Annotated in this window: 18 protein-coding genes; 6 read left to right on the top strand and 12 right to left on the bottom strand. The window is 48.3% G+C overall.

From position 1 onward, the window contains the following. Window positions 1-29: 29 nt before the first annotated feature. From HNR77_RS14425 to HNR77_RS14385, 9 genes are all read right to left on the bottom strand, one after another. Window positions 30-785 (bottom strand): SDR family NAD(P)-dependent oxidoreductase, encoded by a 756-nt coding sequence (locus HNR77_RS14425; RefSeq protein WP_184185424.1) that lies wholly within the window; start codon window positions 783-785, stop codon window positions 30-32. A 190-nt stretch (window positions 786-975) separates the two neighbouring features. Continuing rightward, window positions 976-2,703, bottom strand: coding sequence for a ubiquinone-dependent pyruvate dehydrogenase (gene poxB / locus HNR77_RS14420; RefSeq protein ID WP_184185421.1), 1,728 nt, complete (start codon window positions 2,701-2,703; stop codon window positions 976-978). 226 nt (window positions 2,704-2,929) lie between these two features. After that, complete coding sequence (locus tag HNR77_RS14415) at window positions 2,930-3,691, bottom strand: SDR family NAD(P)-dependent oxidoreductase (RefSeq protein WP_184185418.1); 762 nt, start codon at window positions 3,689-3,691, stop codon at window positions 2,930-2,932. A gap of 194 nt (window positions 3,692-3,885) precedes the next feature. Beyond that, window positions 3,886-4,194 carry a Dabb family protein gene (locus HNR77_RS14410; protein ID WP_184185415.1) on the bottom strand — a complete coding sequence of 103 codons (309 nt, stop codon included), beginning with the start codon at window positions 4,192-4,194 and terminating at the stop codon, window positions 3,886-3,888. A gap of 164 nt (window positions 4,195-4,358) precedes the next feature. After that, the gene (locus HNR77_RS14405; RefSeq protein WP_111270833.1) at window positions 4,359-4,610 is read right to left on the bottom strand and encodes a type B 50S ribosomal protein L31; all 252 of its coding nucleotides are present in this window, start codon (window positions 4,608-4,610) and stop codon (window positions 4,359-4,361) included. 143 nt (window positions 4,611-4,753) lie between these two features. Next, entirely contained in the window at window positions 4,754-5,020 is a 267-nt protein-coding gene (locus HNR77_RS14400) for an HPr family phosphocarrier protein (protein WP_311768624.1), read from the bottom strand. 205 nt (window positions 5,021-5,225) lie between these two features. Next, the gene (locus HNR77_RS14395) at window positions 5,226-6,302 is read right to left on the bottom strand and encodes an NAD(P)-dependent alcohol dehydrogenase (protein WP_397366814.1); all 1,077 of its coding nucleotides are present in this window, start codon (window positions 6,300-6,302) and stop codon (window positions 5,226-5,228) included. A gap of 69 nt (window positions 6,303-6,371) precedes the next feature. Continuing rightward, window positions 6,372-8,525 (bottom strand): alpha-glucuronidase family glycosyl hydrolase, encoded by a 2,154-nt coding sequence (locus HNR77_RS14390; RefSeq protein ID WP_184185409.1) that lies wholly within the window; start codon window positions 8,523-8,525, stop codon window positions 6,372-6,374. Next, window positions 8,522-10,705 carry a glycoside hydrolase family 52 protein gene (locus HNR77_RS14385; RefSeq protein ID WP_184185406.1) on the bottom strand — a complete coding sequence of 728 codons (2,184 nt, stop codon included), beginning with the start codon at window positions 10,703-10,705 and terminating at the stop codon, window positions 8,522-8,524. Before HNR77_RS14385 ends, HNR77_RS14390 begins: the two co-directional genes overlap by 4 nt. 212 nt (window positions 10,706-10,917) lie before the next feature. On the opposite strand from HNR77_RS14385, the gene HNR77_RS14380 reads away from it, so the two are divergent. After that, window positions 10,918-11,829, top strand: a complete 912-nt coding sequence (locus HNR77_RS14380; protein WP_184185402.1) for a helix-turn-helix domain-containing protein — start codon at window positions 10,918-10,920, stop codon at window positions 11,827-11,829. A gap of 79 nt (window positions 11,830-11,908) precedes the next feature. Here the strand turns inward: HNR77_RS14380 and HNR77_RS14375 are convergent, their stop codons facing one another. Together HNR77_RS14375 and HNR77_RS14370 are read right to left on the bottom strand one after the other, a co-directional pair. Next, entirely contained in the window at window positions 11,909-13,306 is a 1,398-nt protein-coding gene (locus HNR77_RS14375; RefSeq protein WP_184185399.1) for an aldehyde dehydrogenase, read from the bottom strand. A 156-nt stretch (window positions 13,307-13,462) separates the two neighbouring features. Next, window positions 13,463-13,765, bottom strand: a complete 303-nt coding sequence (locus HNR77_RS14370; protein ID WP_111270827.1) for an ArsR/SmtB family transcription factor — start codon at window positions 13,763-13,765, stop codon at window positions 13,463-13,465. Window positions 13,766-14,064: 299 nt separating this feature from the next. On the opposite strand from HNR77_RS14370, the gene HNR77_RS14365 reads away from it, so the two are divergent. The 5 genes from HNR77_RS14365 to HNR77_RS14345 all read left to right on the top strand — a co-directional run bounded on the left by HNR77_RS14365 (window position 14,065) and on the right by HNR77_RS14345 (window position 18,033). Further along, on the top strand, window positions 14,065-14,739 hold the full coding sequence (locus HNR77_RS14365) for a GntR family transcriptional regulator (RefSeq protein WP_221443854.1): 675 nt from the start codon (window positions 14,065-14,067) through the stop codon (window positions 14,737-14,739). Between the two features lie 68 nt (window positions 14,740-14,807). Beyond that, window positions 14,808-15,875 (top strand): mannonate dehydratase, encoded by a 1,068-nt coding sequence (gene uxuA / locus HNR77_RS14360; RefSeq protein WP_184185392.1) that lies wholly within the window; start codon window positions 14,808-14,810, stop codon window positions 15,873-15,875. Further along, window positions 15,872-16,753, top strand: coding sequence for an SDR family oxidoreductase (locus tag HNR77_RS14355; RefSeq protein ID WP_184185389.1), 882 nt, complete (start codon window positions 15,872-15,874; stop codon window positions 16,751-16,753). The genes uxuA and HNR77_RS14355 overlap by 4 nt, the downstream gene beginning before the upstream one ends. Window positions 16,754-16,902: 149 nt before the next feature. Then, the gene (locus HNR77_RS14350) at window positions 16,903-17,646 is read left to right on the top strand and encodes a DUF421 domain-containing protein (RefSeq protein WP_311768623.1); all 744 of its coding nucleotides are present in this window, start codon (window positions 16,903-16,905) and stop codon (window positions 17,644-17,646) included. 15 nt (window positions 17,647-17,661) lie between these two features. Continuing rightward, the gene (locus HNR77_RS14345; protein ID WP_184185386.1) at window positions 17,662-18,033 is read left to right on the top strand and encodes a DUF4363 family protein; all 372 of its coding nucleotides are present in this window, start codon (window positions 17,662-17,664) and stop codon (window positions 18,031-18,033) included. Window positions 18,034-18,140: 107 nt separating this feature from the next. Here the strand turns inward: HNR77_RS14345 and HNR77_RS14340 are convergent, their stop codons facing one another. Then, the gene (locus tag HNR77_RS14340) at window positions 18,141-18,842 is read right to left on the bottom strand and encodes a M50 family metallopeptidase (protein WP_184185383.1); all 702 of its coding nucleotides are present in this window, start codon (window positions 18,840-18,842) and stop codon (window positions 18,141-18,143) included. Window positions 18,843-18,879: the final 37 nt, after the last annotated feature.

Genomic DNA, 18,879 nt, shown 5'->3' with positions numbered 1-18,879 from the left:
GTCCTGTCTCAACATATAAATCTACCTTTTTATTGAGCAGTAACAGCACCATCAATTGCATATACAGCGCCGTTAATGTATGGTGCGTCGTCTCCAAGCAGGAAGGATACCAGATTAGCAATCTCTTCCGGCTTGCCCAGACGTCCAGATGGAATGCTATCTACCGTAGCCTGGAAAACCTCCGGATTATCTTTACCGAATTGAACGACCATCGGTGTCTCAATGGTACCTGGAGCAATGGCATTAACGCGGATGTTTTCCTTGCCATATTCAATTGCCGCTGTACGTGTCAAGCCAACGACACCGTGTTTGGTCGCAGCGTAAGGAGCAACTGCCGGAACACCTACAATGCCCGCTGTAGAAGCTGTGTTAACGATGGAGCCGCCCCCCGTTTTGAGCATTTCTGTAATGACATATTTTAAACCGTAAAATACACTTCTCAAATTGATATCAATAATTTGGTCAAATTGCTCAATCGTATGTTCAATTAATTTGATGCCGGGGCCAGCTATGCCCGCATTGTTGAAGAACATATCAATTCGACCGAACGCTTCGATCGTCTTTTTCACATAATTCTCTACTTCAGCGGCTTTACTCACATCGGCCTGAACAAAAATCGCTTGACTTCCCAGCTGTTCAATCTTCTTCACCGTTTCAAGTCCCGTCTTCTCAACCAGATCAACAACAACGATGGAAGCACCCTGTTCAGCTAATTTCAGCGCTGCTGCCTGACCTAACCCGCTACCTGCTCCTGTGATGATCGCTACTTTTCCTGTGTGACTCATGATGATCTCCTCCAAATTATGTGTCATTTCTAACTGTGCATATACATTCCCCGGATCATTTGGATCAACTATGTAAGAATCAGGAAGGAAGATTCTTCCTCCTGACTTTACCTATTCTAATTAAAAATATGTTCAAAAACAAACTTAAGCTCTGAACTTGCTCCTGAACCTAACGCACATGCCAACCGCCTCATCGAAGCAGATTCGTTTTGGCAAGCTCGATTAATTCATCCCCGCGCCCATTGAGAACAGCCTTCATCATCCACAATGTGAAGCCTTCGGCCTGTTTAAGATTGATTTTTGGCGGCAGGGACAGCTCCTGACGATTAACAACGGTGTCAATCAGAACCGGACCATCATGCTGCAGCGCACGCTCGATAGCTCCCTCCAGCTCCCCCGGATCTTCCACGCGTATTCCTTCCATGCCCATGGCCTGTGCAACCATTGCGAAGTTTGGATTCACAAGCTCCGTACCGGATTCCAGGAAACCGGCGGCTTTCATCTCAAGCTCTACAAAGCTGAGTGCGCTATTGTTAAACACCACTACCTTCACTGGAAGGTTATGCTGCTTCAGCGTGAGCAGATCGCCCATTAACATCGCTAATCCCCCGTCTCCTGACAGCGAAATGACCTGTCTTCCGGGATTAGCCACCTGAGCACCGATTGCCTGTGGAAGTGCGTTTGCCATCGTGCCATGATTGAAAGAACCCAGCAATCTTCGGTTCTGACTCATCTCCACATAACGTGCAGCCCATACGGTTGGAGTGCCTACATCACAGGTGAATATCGCATTCTCTGCAGCGGCATCACTGATAACTTTGGTCAAATACTGCGGATGAATCGGTTTTTTGCCTGGTTTACCCACAGCCAGCTCGTCCAGTTCCTCGCGGACCTTGGTATAATGCTTCACACTTTTGCGCAGATGTTTATCGCTATGTTCGGCCGTCAGATGTGGAAGCAGCGCTTCGAGCGTTGCCTTGACATCCCCGCACACACCATAATCCAGCTTGGTACGACGACCGAGATGGGAGGTTTGAATATCCACCTGAAGCACAATTGCGTCCTCGGGATAGAATTGTCGATATGGAAAATCAGTTCCCAGCATTAGCAGCACATCACAGTCCATCATCGCATGATATCCTGAGGAGTATCCAATCAGTCCTGTTAGTCCGACCGAATACGGATTATCATACTCCAGATATTCTTTGCCTCGGAGTGCTATGACCATAGGAGCTTTCAAGCGCTCACAGAGCTCCAGCAGTGGTTCACGTGCACCAGCACAGCCCGCTCCGCATAGAAGTGTAATTTTTTTATCCTCATTCAAATAATCTGCCAGCTTGGCGAGCTCCGGCTCTGATGGATGCACGACAGGATGCGGCGCATGATACACATGCTCAGGTACAGGAAGTTCGGCGGCGGCTAGTCCCGCAACATCTCCCGGCAGCACGATAACAGATACCCCCGAACGTGCAACAGCAGTCTGCATCGCCATCGTAACCGATCGTGGCATCTGCTTGGCGGTTGTAATGACTTCACAATAATGACTGCACTCCTGAAAAAGATATTCTGGATGGGTGGCCTGAAAATACTCGCTGCCAATCTCGTCACTCGGAATATGAGCCGCAATAGCCAGTATCGGCACACGGTTGCGGTGGCAATCATACAGTCCGTTAATCAAATGCATATTACCCGGCCCGCTGCTGCCCGCACATACGGCAATGCTTCCACTGACCTGGGCATCAGCACCTGCAGCAAAAGCAGCAACTTCCTCATGCCGGACATGAATCCATTCAATTTTGCCCGACCTGCGTATCGAATCGAGAACCGCATTCAGGGAGTCTCCAACAATGCCGTATATTCGGTGAATACCAGCGTTTAATAAAGCTTCGACAAGAACATCTGCTATCGTTTTTTTCATCGTGTGTGGTCACTCCTTTAATCCGTTGTTTAGATTAGGTTTCCATCCCGTGAATATACCTATTCTTATACCCCGGATTTTTGAAAAGCGAATCAACTTCATATGTTAATTCAAATATAAGAAGAGCGATGTCTCATTTGAACTACCTATCAGTTCTGAAATAATAAAAAATCCGCCTGCCCACAGGGCAAACGGATATTGATCACAAACAAAGCCAATCCAGCATTTATATGGCCGGCATTACATTGCCGCCGCTTACAGGAATATACGCCCCGGTAATAAAAGAAGCCAGATCGGACGCCAGAAAAGCAACTGCATTGGCAATTTCCTGATCTTCTCCCCTGCGTTTCAGCGGCACGGTTCGAGTGTAAGCTTCATCATGTCCAGGCTCACTGACTCGATCACGTTCACTGATTGTCCAGCCTGGAGCCACCTGATTCACCGTAATCTGATATTCGCCGACTTCCTTGGCTAACACCCGATATACCCCGTCCATGCCGCGCTTGCCAGCCGTATAGGCAGATTGGTGAGGAAAATTTTGCATTGCACATTCGGTATTAATGCCGATGAACCGACCCGCTCTCATACGCTGCATATGCGGAATAAACGCTTTGGCCAGATACACACTTTGCATCACGCAGGATTCGAACTGGCTCACATAATCCTCAGGCGCTTGCTCCAGCACACTTGTCCATTCATACTGAATGACCGCATTGGCAACAACGATATCAACCCCGCTCAGCCTGCTTTCAATTTCATCCCGTATCCGAAAAGAGGTATCCTGTTTGGTAATGTCACCTTGTACAATCAGGGCCTGACGGCCCATTGCTTCAATTTCGCGCTGTAATTCCATAGCCTTGGCTTCGTTGCTTATGTAATGCAGAGCCACATTTGCGCCGCAAGCAGCAAGAGTTCGTGCTATAACTCTGCCCAATTGCCCGGTTGCTCCGGTAACTAATGCCGTTTTCCCCATCAGGTTCAGCTGCATCTCTGAAATAACCTCCTTGTACAATGTGATTTATACATTCAAACTTATGCGTAGAAAACGGTTTCGATTGTCTGCATGTTTCGTATATTTTGTTATATACATTTTACCAAACAAGTCAGTTTCCTTTTTCAATTCATTCAAATCCATATGAATATAGAAATAAAATAGCTTTTTGCATCCTCGCTGCCCTGCACTTAGGCACCACTCTGCTGAATCAGGTCGATTTCCTGAAAGCGGCTGACTTCCTTCTCCCAGCGCTCTGCAACGTACTGACGATGCACCGGGTGATCATTATAAGCGTCATATGCTGCCTGATCTGCAAAAACCATCGAAAAGCTGTAATCAAACTCATTCTTGGCGCTCACCTGGCGTAACACCTGGAAGTCCTCAACACCCGGGATAGCCGCAAGCGCTTCCTTACTTTCCTTCAAAAAAGTTTCAGCTTCCGCTGTATCCTTGCCTGCATAAAGTGTAAATGTCACCATATGTGTTATTCTGCTCATCTCTGTTTCCTCCTTCATATGTTTAAACCCTATGCTCTAGTTTACAACTGAAAGGATTGAAAGCGCAATAATTGGTTGATCTCTACTTGATCGAACGATTGCTGAAGACACAAAAAAACCCCGGAAATAATCTTCCGGAGTTTCCTTTGAACGCTATGGGTAAACTAGTTTTTGAGGTTGTATTTACGGTTGAACTTGTCAACACGTCCGCCGATATCCACGTTTCTTTGTTTACCAGTGAAGAACGGGTGGGATGCGGAGCTGGTATCTACACGGATCACAGGGTATGTGTTACCGTCTTCCCATTCCATTGTTTCATTCGAGAATTTAGTCGAAGAAGCAAGGAATTTGTAGTCAGCACTTGCGTCGTAGAAAACAACGAGCTGTGTTTTAGGATGGATGTCAACTTTTGGCATAATCTATTTACACTCCTTTAATATGGGTACTCCCTAGAATCAAACTAAATTTTATTATACTCTTTTTTCGCACGAAGTACCAGCAAGATTTGCAGAAAAGACAAAAAATTTATAATCCATGCTTTGATCCATCTGATTCAACGTTATGCCGAGCCTTTCTCCAGTACATGCAGCATGTACTCGAGCGCCTCCAATTCATCTCTTCCCCGTGTCTGCAGGCGGACCACGCTGCCATTTCGAAGTGGAAGCAGTGCCATGCCAAGCAGACTCTTCACATCTACACGATGCTCGTGATCTGCCTCCGTATACGACAATAATATCTCTGAGGAAAAACGTGACGCTTGAGAAGATACCGACAACAGCTCATCCCGATGGAAATCCGCGTGAATCATAAATTCATGTGTTCTCACAACCTTCAGTTCCTTTCGCTAAGTTCTGAACACCTTCAGGGTGTATGCTATAGTTCATGTGTTTTCATTTATATATTAAAATCATCATGAATTATACCATGTGCTGGAAGGTTGTCCATGCTTTTCAGGCAGAAAAACAAAAAAATGAGCCTGACCGATAAGAAAAGCCCTGCACATCTCTATGCACAGGACTCCTTCCTACTTTTCACATCCCATTCGGGTAAACCATAACTTTCAAACTTCCGCTCTTGTTATACAGCGCCCGCTCCATAGCCTGCTGTGTCTCCTCCAGCGGATAACGATCCGTAATCAACGACATGACATCATGCTGTCCCGAGCTTAAAAAAGCAATGCCCGCCGGATACGTATTGGCATAACGGAATATGCCGTAAATATCCACTTCATTGTCCGCAATAAACGGTACATTGATTGCAATCTCATCCTGAGCGGGCAAACCGACAATGGCAAGCTTCCCACCTCTTCGCAGCGAGTAGAGAGCAGACTGTAAAGCCTTCGGGTTGCCCGCCGTCTCCCAGGCGGTATCCACTCCGGTGCCTCCCGTGATTTCCTTAATCACGGTCAGAGCATCTTCATGACGTACATTTATGGTGTGTGCAGCTCCCATCCTGCGTGCAGCCTCAAGGCGAACCTCTTCCAGATCCGTTACGATAATCTTCTGAACACCGAAGGATTTGGCAGCCGCTACAGCCATCAGCCCGACAGGCCCCATGCCCATAATGGCAAGTGTTGTACCTGGAGCCAGTTTACTGCGACGTGCGGCGTGAATACCCACAGAGAAAGGCTCGTTCATTGCCGCTTCCTCATACGTCAGATGGTCCGGGATCGGGAATACCATATCCTCGCGTATGACCATGTACTGTACAAATGCACCGTCTACCGGAGGGGTTGCCAGAAACTGAACGTCCGGGCACAGATTGTAACGTCCCTCTTTACATGCATGACATCGACCGCAGGTTACTCCGGGCTCAATGGCAACCCGATCCCCCGGTTTCAGCCTTGAGACTTGCTCTCCAACTGCCGCAATCATTCCTGCACATTCATGACCCAGAATAATCGGCTTTTCTACAATAAACCTGCCAATGCGGCCATGCTCAAAATAATGGACATCTGATCCACATACACCTACAGCCATAATCTTCACCAGCACTTCGTTCGCAGAGGGCCTCGGCACAGGCTGTTCCTCAATGATGATATGTCCGGGCTCTGTCATAACTGCAGCTTTCATTGTTACGGGCGGCTCATATGGTTCATGTCGAGTCATACGCATTCTCCTCCTTGTGTATATCAGTGCTGTCTTTCTATAACAAAGAAAACGCGGTACTGTTCACTATTAATAAATCTTTCTTGCATGCTCATCCTGAATACCGCTTTTGCGGTAGAAATAGGTGTTGATCATATCCCGCCATTCCTTCGCATGCTCTGCCTGTTCCGCCTGCAGTTCAGCCACCTTGCAGTAAATTACCGGGTCCACCTTGCCCTCCAGTTCTCTCCAGGTTTCCGCCAGTGCTTCTGCCTGCTCTACCCCTTCGAAATGAGTGTCGTAGATATGCTGTATGACCGTTTTACCGGAGTGCAGCACATGCGTATAAGGCACATGATGGAAAAAGAGAATCAGCTCATCCGGACAAGTCTCCAATGATTCATATCGAGCCGCATTTTCAGGATGATATTGTGACGTGTATCCTGTACCATTTTTTACCGTCCGATCAACCCCAATTCCATAACAATCGGCAAAGTGATACGTTCCCCACTTGGAATACTCATACCCATCCACATTTGGCCCGTAGTGATGATCCGGATTCACCATCCAGCCTACCCCGAGAGGGGCCGTATACTTTTCATAGATATCCAGTGAGGATAACAGCATCCCCGTAATCCGCTCAACGACCTGCTCATCATGACCGAACGTTAAACGCACCCACTCATCTGCAATCTGCTCTGCTGACAGCTCGGGATTCCATCCCAGTCTGCCATAGCCGTACAGATTGGCTTGAGCCAGCGGATGCCCGGTCCAGCATGCATCAGCACCAATATTGGATACCGCGGCGAACCCGCTATATGGACGCTGATAAAGCGAGCCGTCAGCAATGCGTTTGATCTCGGAGCCCTTACCTTTGGCATACGTGTCGAAATCCAGTACTTCCTTCCACTGAGGCACAAGATACGCCAGATGTCGCTGCTGCCCTGTGTATTCCTGCGTGATCTGGAACTCAATGATCTGATTTGTGTTTTCCATTGCTCCGAATAGAGGTGAGACGGCCTCCCTTACCTGGAAATCCATCGGTCCATTTTTGATCTGCAAAATAACGTTATCCGCAAACCGGCCGTCTAACGGCTTGAAATGATCATAAGCGGCACGTGCACGGTCTGTAGAACGATCTCGCCAGTCCTGCTTGCAGTTGTATACAAAGCAGCGCCAGATAAGCAGCCCGCCAAACGGACGAAGAGCTTCAGCCAGCATGTTGGCTCCATCTGCATGATCACGATTGTAAGTGAACGGCCCCGGTCTATTTTCAGAGTCGGCCTTGATCAGGTAACCACCGAAATCAGGAATTGCAGCATATACCTTCGCGGTCTGGATGTTCCACCATTCCCGTACCTGCTCATCGAGCGGATCAGCGGTTTGCAGCCCGCCTACTTCAATCGGATTCGCATAGTTGGCACTGAGAAATAAACGAATGCCATACGCTCTGAACGCAGTGGCGACCTTTGCAACATCACCCAGATACCGTTCGGTGAGGAACAGGCTCTCTTTCCTGTGAACATTGACGTTATTGATCGCTACCGCATTAATACCGGTGGAGGCAAGCAGCCGTGCATAGTCTCGAATGCGACCTATATCTTGTGTGAATTCTCCGTTTTCATAAAAAATAGAACGTCCGGCATACCCCCGCTCAATACTGCCGTCCACGTTATCCCACTGATTGATCATTCGCAACGAATTCACAGGCTGCTCTCTCATGACAATTCGCTCAGGCTGATTGTCATGAGCGGCACCGGCTGTGCCAGCTTCGGCGCTGTCCTGCTTCAATGTCAATTCGCGAAGCAAATGAAAGACTGCATACAAAATACCTTGCGGTGTTTCTGAACCAATCACCAGTTCACGTTGTAACTCATCTTCCCGAATGATGAACCCTTCACCATGTACAGCGGCACGCTCAGCATCGGTAAGCACGTTCGCTGCGAAATCACTCCCGGCCCAAGTACCCAACCGGATAGCTGGTCCACGTTCGTTCTGCTGTGAGCCCTGCGCTTGAGATTTCATAATTTCGGGCTGGACACCATATAACTTACCGAGCCCTTGGGAGAGCTCAGTAAGTGCTGTATCCATCACTTCATGCTGTTCCTGTACTTCAACCCGCTTGCTCCAGAGAGGAGCTGCCTTTCGTGCAGCATCGTTCGCTCCTGGCAGTGCAGCGTGATAACCCAGCCAGGCATCATACTGTGGACCGGACAGACCGGATTGAATGGTAGTTTGACTCATCGTACAGCCTCCTTGCTTGCATAAATCTCTGCCAGACGATTGCCTTTTCCTTCAAGCAGCCACAGAATGGAGGTCACGCCGCGTGGATAGTATTTGCTGCCCACCGCAACACCGGACAAAATCTGATCACTCCAGCACCAGTAGGACTCTTCTGGATGAAGCAGCCATTTCACATGAGCAGCGTCTGCAGCTTTCCCGGACTCATCCCATTCCACGCCAAGTATCTCACGAGCAATAAATTGCGACAGATAGATTTTGCTAAGCCAGGAGTTGTTGCTTGTGGAAGACAGCTTCCATCCTCCATCTTCAAACAGACAAGTTCCCGGAACAAGTACCGTCTGCAGATGTGTGTGGAGTGCCTTTATATAGGATCCGAATCGGCCGTTAATATCCAGTGCTGCTTCACAGCCTGTAAAGTACGGGAATACCAGGCCTTCAATGGCCGGAATAATACGGGAATCATTGTTTTCTGCAATGACAGCTGGGATATAACCACCATCGGTCAACTGAGCTGCCACGCTTGCTGCACAGCGATCTGCCTGCTTGCCTGCCTGATGAGACAGTTCAGTCAGCTTCTCCCCTGCAAACAGCTTCTCCAGGGCAACATATACGGCCCAGCACTTGCCAGCAAGATAGATATTGTTGCGAGATTGTCCGAGTGATACATCCAGACTGTCGTACGTTGTAATCTCTGCTCCACCCTGAGTACGGCTGCTATCGAGACCCATCAAGCCATTACGCTCTGCCTCTTCAGGATGATCGCGGTTAAGCATGCTTTCGAAGCACTCCTGAATCACTGGCAGCATCTTCTGCACAAAATCCCGATCCTTCGTCTGTTCAATATAGACTGTTGCACAGCAAAGCCAGTTCACCAGCTCTTCATGGCTCATCTGTGAGAAGCATTCATCAATGCCGACCAGTTCGTATGCCGAGTGGCCCGGACGAGAGAATACATTGGCAATACCAATGTCATGCGTAAACGTAATCCCGCCTGGATACAGTTTCTCTTCTCCCGGGAAACGCACCTCATCCGTATAACTGTAACGTTTCACAAACCATTCCAGCTCGTTGCGCACTGTCCAGGGATTGAGAGCAAGCTCGAAATACAGCTGGTCTGCGGTCAGATCCAGCGTATTCATCATCCGGTATTCCCCTTCATTGACAATCCATAGCGGCTCGCCATCGGCCTCCAGCAATTGTGTGCTGGCGTAATAACTGTGAATGGAATGAGCCAGCATGAAGGATTGATCCTCACTAAGCGCTGCCGTTCCAAGGCGCTGATCCACCTCGGCGCAGGATGCAGTCAACACATCAAATCGGTTCAGCGCATACTCACCCGCCTCCAGAATGTCTGAGAAATAACGAGTGTACCAATACGTTGTGTCCATGCCGGTCGTGACATTTCCGCCGCGATAGAAACATACTGCGAACTGGAATGTACGCTTCTCGCCTGCCGGCACCTCCATCAGCAGTACAGATGTAGACCCTAGGCCAAAGGCAAGATTATCCCGGTGCTTTTCCTCCAGAATCTTCTCCAGTGTGAATCCGCGCGCCGGCCACAGGCCTTCATTTTTGGATACAATCGCGGTCAGTCGGCCTTGTCCAACCCCGGTCAATGATCCGCCCTCAGGTCCACCAATCAAACGCATCGCAGAATATGGATCACTGCCTTGATAACCGAAGTAGCCTTTACGCGTCTTTGTGCCTTGACTGTTGTCAATGGTCAGCTCTACCAATACCGCTGGCACAAGCGCATCCATCAGAGCTTCACGATCGCCGCTTGTCGGGTCTGGAACAGAACGTACAGGTGAATAGATACGGAACTGCAGATCACCCGCATTCCACGTATCTGTGCCTGAAGTGAACTCACGCGTGATATCTTCATCCCGAAACGTAGCGATCAGCGGGTGCGCCCCTGAGCCATCTGTTGTCTGATTTCCGTTCTCGAGCTTCTCCACATCATAACGGCTGCTCTCATCCTCGCTTGCCTCGTAGAAAGGCAATGCCTGATAATGCTCTTCATCACGAGCCTGTAATCCAATATATACATTCTGGTCTGCCGGCTTGCCGAGTTCAAGACCCAATCCGCCTTTGGCCCCCTTGTAACCTAGCGTGAAACTGGCAAATGCCCCGATTGGTGCGTGATGCGCATTGTAAAAAATAGATCTGGCTGTACTCATTCTCCGTAACCCCTCTCGGAATAGATATGCATACGTTTTCATTAGCCCCATCCTACCACGCACTGCCCACGCATACCATGATCAAATCAATCGGATATTTACCCAAATCAAGCTGATGTATGTTAAAATATAAAGCGGTTACAACCATTCGGCTTTATGGCTACTTTTATAAATACAGGTATAAAAAGAAACATACATAAGGAGAAATTCAGATGTCTTCCACCTATTTACCGCCCGACCTTGGAGAAAATGTGCATGAAGTTTTTTACCCGGATGTACAAACAACCGTCAATCTGTTCGCAATCCACCTGCGCAGTGTCGGGAAAGATTGGGACTATCCCGCGCATGAGCACCCTCAGTATGAGCTGAACTACGTAACAGAGGGTGTCCAGTATATGACCATCAACGGCACGTTATATGTACAACATGCGGGCGAGCTGCTCCTGATCCCGCCGGGAAGCGTGCACTCCAGTCAGAGCCGGAACGGGCAGGGCTTTACTTACTTCTGCATGCATTTCGACATTGATGATCAGCTCTTCCTCTCCCTTCTGGCTCGAATCAAACAGGTCTTGTTCAGCGCAGACAGCCCCGTAACTCGGCAGATCGAGCCCGTCTTGCACAAGCTCATGTCCTCAGCTCATGACCAGTCGGGCAGCGCAATGGTGCAGCGCATGCAGCTGCAGTCGGCGGTATTCGAGCTGTTCGGGCATCTGTGGGAGACCGTGTCCCAGGAAGCAGCCCAGACGTTTACGGATGGATACGAGCGAATTGAACTGGCACACATGATCCGTACTCGGCTCCAAGGTCTGATGAGTCAGCAATTCAAGCAAGGACACGAGTCCGACAGTCACTATGGCATTGATGATATCGCGGCTGAACTGGGGATCAGTACTTCACATTGCAATCGGGTATTCAAGCAGGTATTTGGACAGTCTCCTCGAGCGGTATTATCCCAGATGGTGCTGCATGAGGCTAAAGTTCTGTTAGGCAACCCCCAGCTCTCTGTGCAAAATATTGCGCTAATGCTCGGTTATAAAGACATTGCCCATTTCAGTCGTCAATTTAAACGGTGGTCGGGTATGTCGCCCTCCCGGTACAGACAGGAACAGCCTGCCCTGGAATAGTCCAGCAGCAGGCTGTTAGAAGATATATTCCTTTATGATCGCTTAACAGCACTTCATGTCTATAAGCGATGGTTAGCTGCTATTTCAGCAAACGCTTGATCAGCTTCAGCTTGTTATCATACGGCGGGTACAACACAGGCGGGTTAATCCTGGTGCTTTTTTTCAGAATACTCTTCATATGAGAAAAAGTCTCAAAGCTATACCGCCCATGATATGAGCCTATACCTGAATGACCGACTCCTCCAAACGGCAGACGTGGATTGGCAACATGTGTAATCGTATCGTTAATACAGCCGCCGCCAAAGGAAACCTCGGTTAATACTTTATCCTGAACATCCTTATTGGAAGTGAACAAATACAATGCAAGCGGCTTGGGACGTTTCACAATCTGAGCAATCGCTTCATCCAGGTGACCATAACTGATTATTGGCAAAATAGGCCCAAAAATCTCGTCCTCCATCGTGGCTGCATCCCATGAAGCATCAATTAAAGTGGGCTCGATAAAACGACGCTCCTCATCCGAAGCCCCGCCATAAATCACCTTCTCGCGATCTCTTTCAATGAGTGTGGTTAATCGTTTAAAGTGTGCATGGTTAACAATGCGTCCGTAATCCTTATTATTTTGAATCTCTGTTCCGAAGAAAGCAACAATCGCTCCTTTCAATGCTTCAATCAAGGGCTGTTTTACACGCTCATGTACAAGCAAATAATCGGGTGCGATACAGGTCTGCCCTGTATTGAGCAGCTTGCCCCAGATAATGCGTTCAGCCGCCACTTGGATATCAGCCTGTTCATCCACGATGACAGGGCTTTTGCCACCTAGCTCCAACGTGACAGGCACGAGGTTTTGGGCCGCAGCCTGCATTACAATTTTCCCGACCGGTACACTGCCTGTGAAAAAAATATAATCAAATGGCGCATGAATCAGCGCTGTTGTTGTATCCTTGGCCCCTTCGACGACCTGCACGTACTCTGGCTCGAACACCTCGCCAATCAACTCCCGTACAACAGCAGATACGGCTGGGGTATGCTCCGATGCTTTAAGCACCGCCGTATTGCCCGCAGCAATTGCACCAACCAGTGGTTCGATGAGAAGCTGGAATGGATAATTGAATGGTCCAACGATCAGAACCGCACCGTATGGCTCAGGAATGATGCAGCTTTTGGAACCGAGAAGTGCCACTTGAGTTTTGACTTTGGTAGGTTTCATCCACTTTGATATCTTGCGAATCGTGTGTGTGATGCTATCCAGCATAAAACCAATCTCCGTCGTGTATGACTCGAATTCACTCTTGCCCAGGTCTTGATATAACGCCTCTGTCAGTCTGGTTTCGTACTTCTGTATAGCCTGCTTCAGGCGGGTTAGCCTCTGTATTCTCACTTCAGCCGAACGTGTGGCACCTGAACGAAAAAACGACTGTTGTTTTGTCAAAATCACTTGAACATCTTCACTGCTTAACTCCTGTAACGTTGTCATAGTTGCTTCACTCCTCAATTAATATAGTGTTTAAAAGTAGTTATTAAAGGTTTAAACCTACGAACATATATTATGCATGCCGAGGCATGCTGTCGTTGGCAAACATAGCTTCTTGCTTTTGGTCGGCCTATGACCGATCGTTTTACATGGTTCCAATTACAAGCATTCCTCTTCCAAAGCGGCAACAAGCTGTTTCAATAGATCAACGGAAGCATGCAGGGAAGCCGAATAATAACGCTGTGTGCCCTTCTGTTCCACCGAGATCAGACCCTTCTCGAGCAGCAGCTTCAGATGATGGGATATGGCTGGACGGGAAAGACTGGATTGTTCCGTAATTTCATTTACCGTCATCCTGCCTTGTTCACTAAGCATCAGCAAGATCGACTGGCGATGATTGTCGCTTAACACCTGAAACAACGGAATACAGGTCTGGAAAATGGATATTGCCTTCTGGCTCATCTTTGCACCTCATTTGTCTATTTCTGATTTATTTTGACTTTTTATTTACGTCGTTTAGTTTAAACGTTTAAACCTAATAGTTAAATAATATTACAAACCGGAAACAATCGCAACCATGTTCTTCTCCCCGTTTAATCGATACTCTCATATCATTCAATGGTTTCCATAGATTTTGGCAAAAAATAAAACGCTTCCATTTCACCATACTTGTATGGTAGTATGGCAATGAAGGAGTTGAAGTTGTGGATCAAATCCCGAAGTTGTCAACCAAAGCCGCCTTGCCGCCCATAACAAGTCATCTGTCTGCGCTGAACAAACAGGCCTACTCCACGCGAGATCTTGTTTATGACACGCTGAAACAACAGATTTTGAGTCTGGAACTGCCACCGGGCACAGCCATATCGGAGAAGGAAATCTCGCTGGACTTCCAGGTTAGCCGAACGCCTGTCCGCGAAAGCTTTGTAAGGCTGGCCCAGGAAGGTTTGCTGGAAGTGTATCCGCAGCGCGGGACGTATGTCTCCCTCATTCATGTAGATCTGGTTGAAGAAGCCAGATTCATGCGAGAGCATCTTGAACGAGCAGTCATTCGTCTGGCATGTGCACATTTTCCGGCCGAGCAGATGTCAGCTCTTGAACAAAATCTTACACTCCAGCAGCAATGCCTGAAGGAACCGGATGATCGGCGTATGTTTCAACTGGACGAGGAGTTCCATAGCACTCTTTTTGCAGGCTGTAACAAAAGTAAAACCTGGACCGTGATTGAGCAGATGAGTGTGCATTTGAATCGAAGCCGTATGCTTCGTCTGTCCTCGGATCATCATTGGGATCACCTGATCGAGCAGCACAGATCCATGGTTCGAGCGATCCAGCAGCAGGATGCAGATCAGGCAGAACGTCTGGCACAGGAGCATCTGCACCTGACCGTGACGGACCTGACTATGCTTCGGGATACATATGCTTCCTATTTTCAATAAGCTACATTTACTGCCCCCACATCACAAAGTTTAAAGCAGCTTCCACTAATCATGATGAGGTGAATGGAATGAAGATGGTTTTTCGCTGGTTTGGCGAAGGCAATGACACAGTTTCACTGGATCACATTCGGCAAATTCCTGGAGTTGAAGGTATCGTATGGGCCTTGCATGATGTTCCCGCCGGCGATGAGTGGCCGATGGACAAAATTCTCGCGGTCAAGGCAGCTGCGGACAAAGCCGGGCTGCACCTGGATGTTGTAGAGAGCGTTAACATTCATGAGGATATCAAGCTTGGATTGCCTTCCCGGGACAAATATATTGCAAATTACATTAAAACGATGGAGAAACTTGCCCAGGTAGGTGTCAAAGTCATCTGTTACAATTTCATGCCGATCTTTGATTGGCTTCGTACTGATATGCACAAAGAGATGGAAGACGGTTCAACTGCCCTTTTCTATGAAAGCAGCAAATTGCATAACATCGAACCGCTGGAGCTTGTTCGCAAAATCACAGAAAACTCCGCGCTGACCATGCCAGGCTGGGAGCCGGAACGTCTTCAGTATCTGACCAGTTTGTTTGAAGCCTACAAGGATGTAACCGAAGAAGATATGTGGGAGAACGCCCGTTATTTCCTGCAGGAGATCATCCCGACTGCCGAACGCCTTGGCATTCGAATGGCAATCCACCCGGATGATCCGCCTTGGCCAATCTTTGGTCTTCCTAAAATCATCATCAGTCAGGACAATCTTCGCAGATACCTGAAGCTATATGACAGCCCCGCTAACAGTGTAACCCTGTGCAGCGGTTCTCTCGGAGCCAATCCTGACAATGATATCATTGCGATGATTCATGAGTTCAAGGATCGTATCCCGTTTGCCCACATTCGTAATGTGAAGGTCTATGACAATGGTGACTTTATTGAAACGTCTCACCGCAGTCAGGACGGCAGTGTAGATATTGCGGGTGTTGTGGAGGCTTACCACGATATTGGCTTTGAAGGATATGCAAGACCCGATCATGGACGACATCTGTGGGGAGAACAATGCCGACCGGGCTACGGGCTGTATGACCGTGCACTCGGTATTATGTATCTCTGGGGTGTCTGGGATTCTCTGCAAAGGAGGTCAAACGCATGAGTACAAATGAGCACAGCTCGATCTCACATTCTGAACAAACGTCACGGCTGAAGGGCAAAACGGCTGTCATTACCGGTGGTGCCGGTGTCTTGTGCCGTGCCATGGCTGAAGAGCTTGCCAGACATGGTGCACAGATTGCCATTCTGAACCGTACCGTATCGAAGGGTCAGGAAGTGGCTGCTTCTATTGAGCAGGCAGGTGGTCGTGCCATTGCCGTTGCATGTGATGTAACGCAGGCTGACAGTGTGCAGGCAGCGGCGGATATCGTTCGCGAGCAGCTCGGCCCTTGTGACATTTTGATTAACGGTGCAGGTGGCAATCATGCAAGTGCCAATACAACGAATGAAATTTTTAAACCCGAGGATCTGGGCAACCCGGATGTAACCACCTTCTTTGACGTTAGTGTTGATGGTTTTCGTCAGGTGATGGATCTGAACTTTGTCGGCTCCCTTATCCCTACTCAGATTTTTGCCAAGCAGATGATTGAACGTGATGTGCAGGCTACAGTTATCAATATATCGTCCATGAGTGCTCCTTCGCCTATGACCAAAGTTCCGGCGTACAGCGCTGCCAAAGCAGCCATTAACAATTTCACGCAGTGGCTTGCCGTGCATCTGGCGGAGTCCGGCATTCGGGTCAACGCCATTGCCCCCGGCTTCTTCCTGACCGAGCAGAATCGTAATCTGCTCCTGCAGCCTGACGGATCGCCAACCGAACGCTCCAGCAAAATCATCGCACATACACCGATGCGCCGCTTCGGCAAACCGGAGGATTTGCTGGGAACATTAATGTGGCTTGCAGATGAGCAGCAATCCGGCTTTGTGACGGGCATTGTTGTACCTGTAGACGGTGGATTCATGGCTTATTCAGGCGTATAAACTCTTTTTTCACATACTTTACCTCTTGAATTGATTATCTATATATCTGTAACTCGAACCGAAGCTCGTGATTTCATCATGGGCTTCGGTTTTTTCATGTTTGCAGTCTGGAGCAGAAGGAATAAGTTGCCTGCTTGTGGGCAAGGATTGTGGATGTAAAGGACGGTGAACTGTACATGATGGAGGAAACGACGGTCGTTGCCGTGCGAGCTATTATCGCTTTTCTCACCTTAATTATTTATACGAGGGTGCTGGGAAAACAGCAGATGGGCAACCTGACCTATTTTGATTATATTAACGGCATTACGATCGGTTCCATTGCAGGAACATTTGCGACCGATTTGTCGTCCAAGGCATGGATTCATTTTGTGGCCCTGACCATATTTACGCTAATTACCATCCTCTTTCAATACATTACACTCAAGAGTCGTGCCTTCTCCAACATCATGGACTCTGAACCCACACTCGTCATTCAGAACGGGAAGATTCTGGAGCAGAATCTGAGTAAAATGCGCGTAAAGTTCAACGAGCTTACCATGATGCTGCGGCAAAAGGATGTATTTGACCTGACCACCGTCAATTATGGCATTCTGGAGCCGGATGGCACCCTCTCCATTGCACTGAAACCGGAGCTGCAGCCCGTCACTACAAGTGACATGCATATGCATCCACCGCCACAAAAGCTCATGACTGAGCTGATCGTTGATGGCATTCTGATCAAGCCAAATCTGGCGCAGCGAAACAAAAGCAGTCAATGGTTATCCGAGCAATTAAAAAAACAAAATCTGACCATTCAGGACATTGCCTTTGCCGCCATTTTACCCAATGACAAGCTGTATATTGATCTGTACCAGGATCAGTTACCTGAAAAGACAGAACCTGAAGAGGACTGACAAGGAGGGCAGAAAATGAAAAAACAATCATGGCTGCTCTATGCAATCCCCATTGTCATGTTGTTGCTGTTTATCGCTATTATGGCTAGCGGCCCTTGGCTGAAAAAACCTTTTGGCACGCAGGATCGGTTATTCGAATCTATACAGCTGCTGGAGAAGCACGTTCAGGACAAGCAGTGGACCAAAGCCAAAGCACAGGTCGACTATGCCATGCAAGCCTGGGATCGTATCGTCAATCGTATTCAGTTCAGTGTGGAACGCGAGAGCATCTATGATATTCTGGGTGCAATCGCACGAATGCAGGGTGGTATTGCAGCGAAGGATGACCAAGCGATTATGGAGGAAATTTATTATTTTTATGCATTGTGGGATAACCTCGGGGATTAACCGTTACTGTTCATGAAATGAAAAAGCAAAAAAACACTCCCTCTCTCTGTGAAAAGGAAGTGCTTTTCGTTCAGGCATGGCAGCCTGTTCCCGTGATAACCGCTCGATTATGCTCTGTCGAACCTGCGAGACCTAGGCGCCTTTGCGGTGCCTTCTTTGCGGAAGAAAAGTGTGAGCGCTCCCCTTGCACACCATAGAGCAAACAAAGCAAACAGCGTACCCCAGAACAACGCAGGCAGAAATGTCTGCTGTGCCAGATTCGCTGCATCTCCAGCCTGAGAAGGACGTATCCAGGACGCCCAGCCGATATACATCGCACTGACCACTGACTCCTCCAGCGTAATGAAGGCGAGCAGCAAATAATAATACTTGGCAATTTTCGCCCCGAAGATCATGATAACCACATTCAGAGCAATAAACCCGGTCAACCACAGCATGCCGAATTCTCCTCTGACATATAACAGCAATGAGACAAGAGCCACAGCCGTCATTAATCCCAGTCCCCACATGTGCCGACCTTTGCGATACAGATAGAACAGTAACCATGCAAACAGCGATGCCCCGATGTATCCGGCCAGCGAAACCAATATCGATCTTCCTGGTGTCAGCATGGATGAATACGTTACACCACTGTGGTCCGCATACAATTCAATCCGCAGCACCTTGCCGGACAACACCAGTGTCATTAGCGCATGCGCGAATTCATGAATCATCGTATCCAGATTACGAAATAAGGATGAGAACGGGATCATCCGGGTCAGAAATACAGAGGCCATCAGAAAAAGAATCGTTTTGAGCCACTTGTTCACTCTGTTCAGACCTCCTTGCCTTCATGTAAGCGAGCCT

This window comes from Paenibacillus sp. JGP012, assembly GCF_014203995.1.
GTDB classification, from domain to species: domain Bacteria; phylum Bacillota; class Bacilli; order Paenibacillales; family Paenibacillaceae; genus Paenibacillus; species Paenibacillus silvae.
This window is presented reverse-complemented; position numbering and strand designations above follow the sequence as displayed.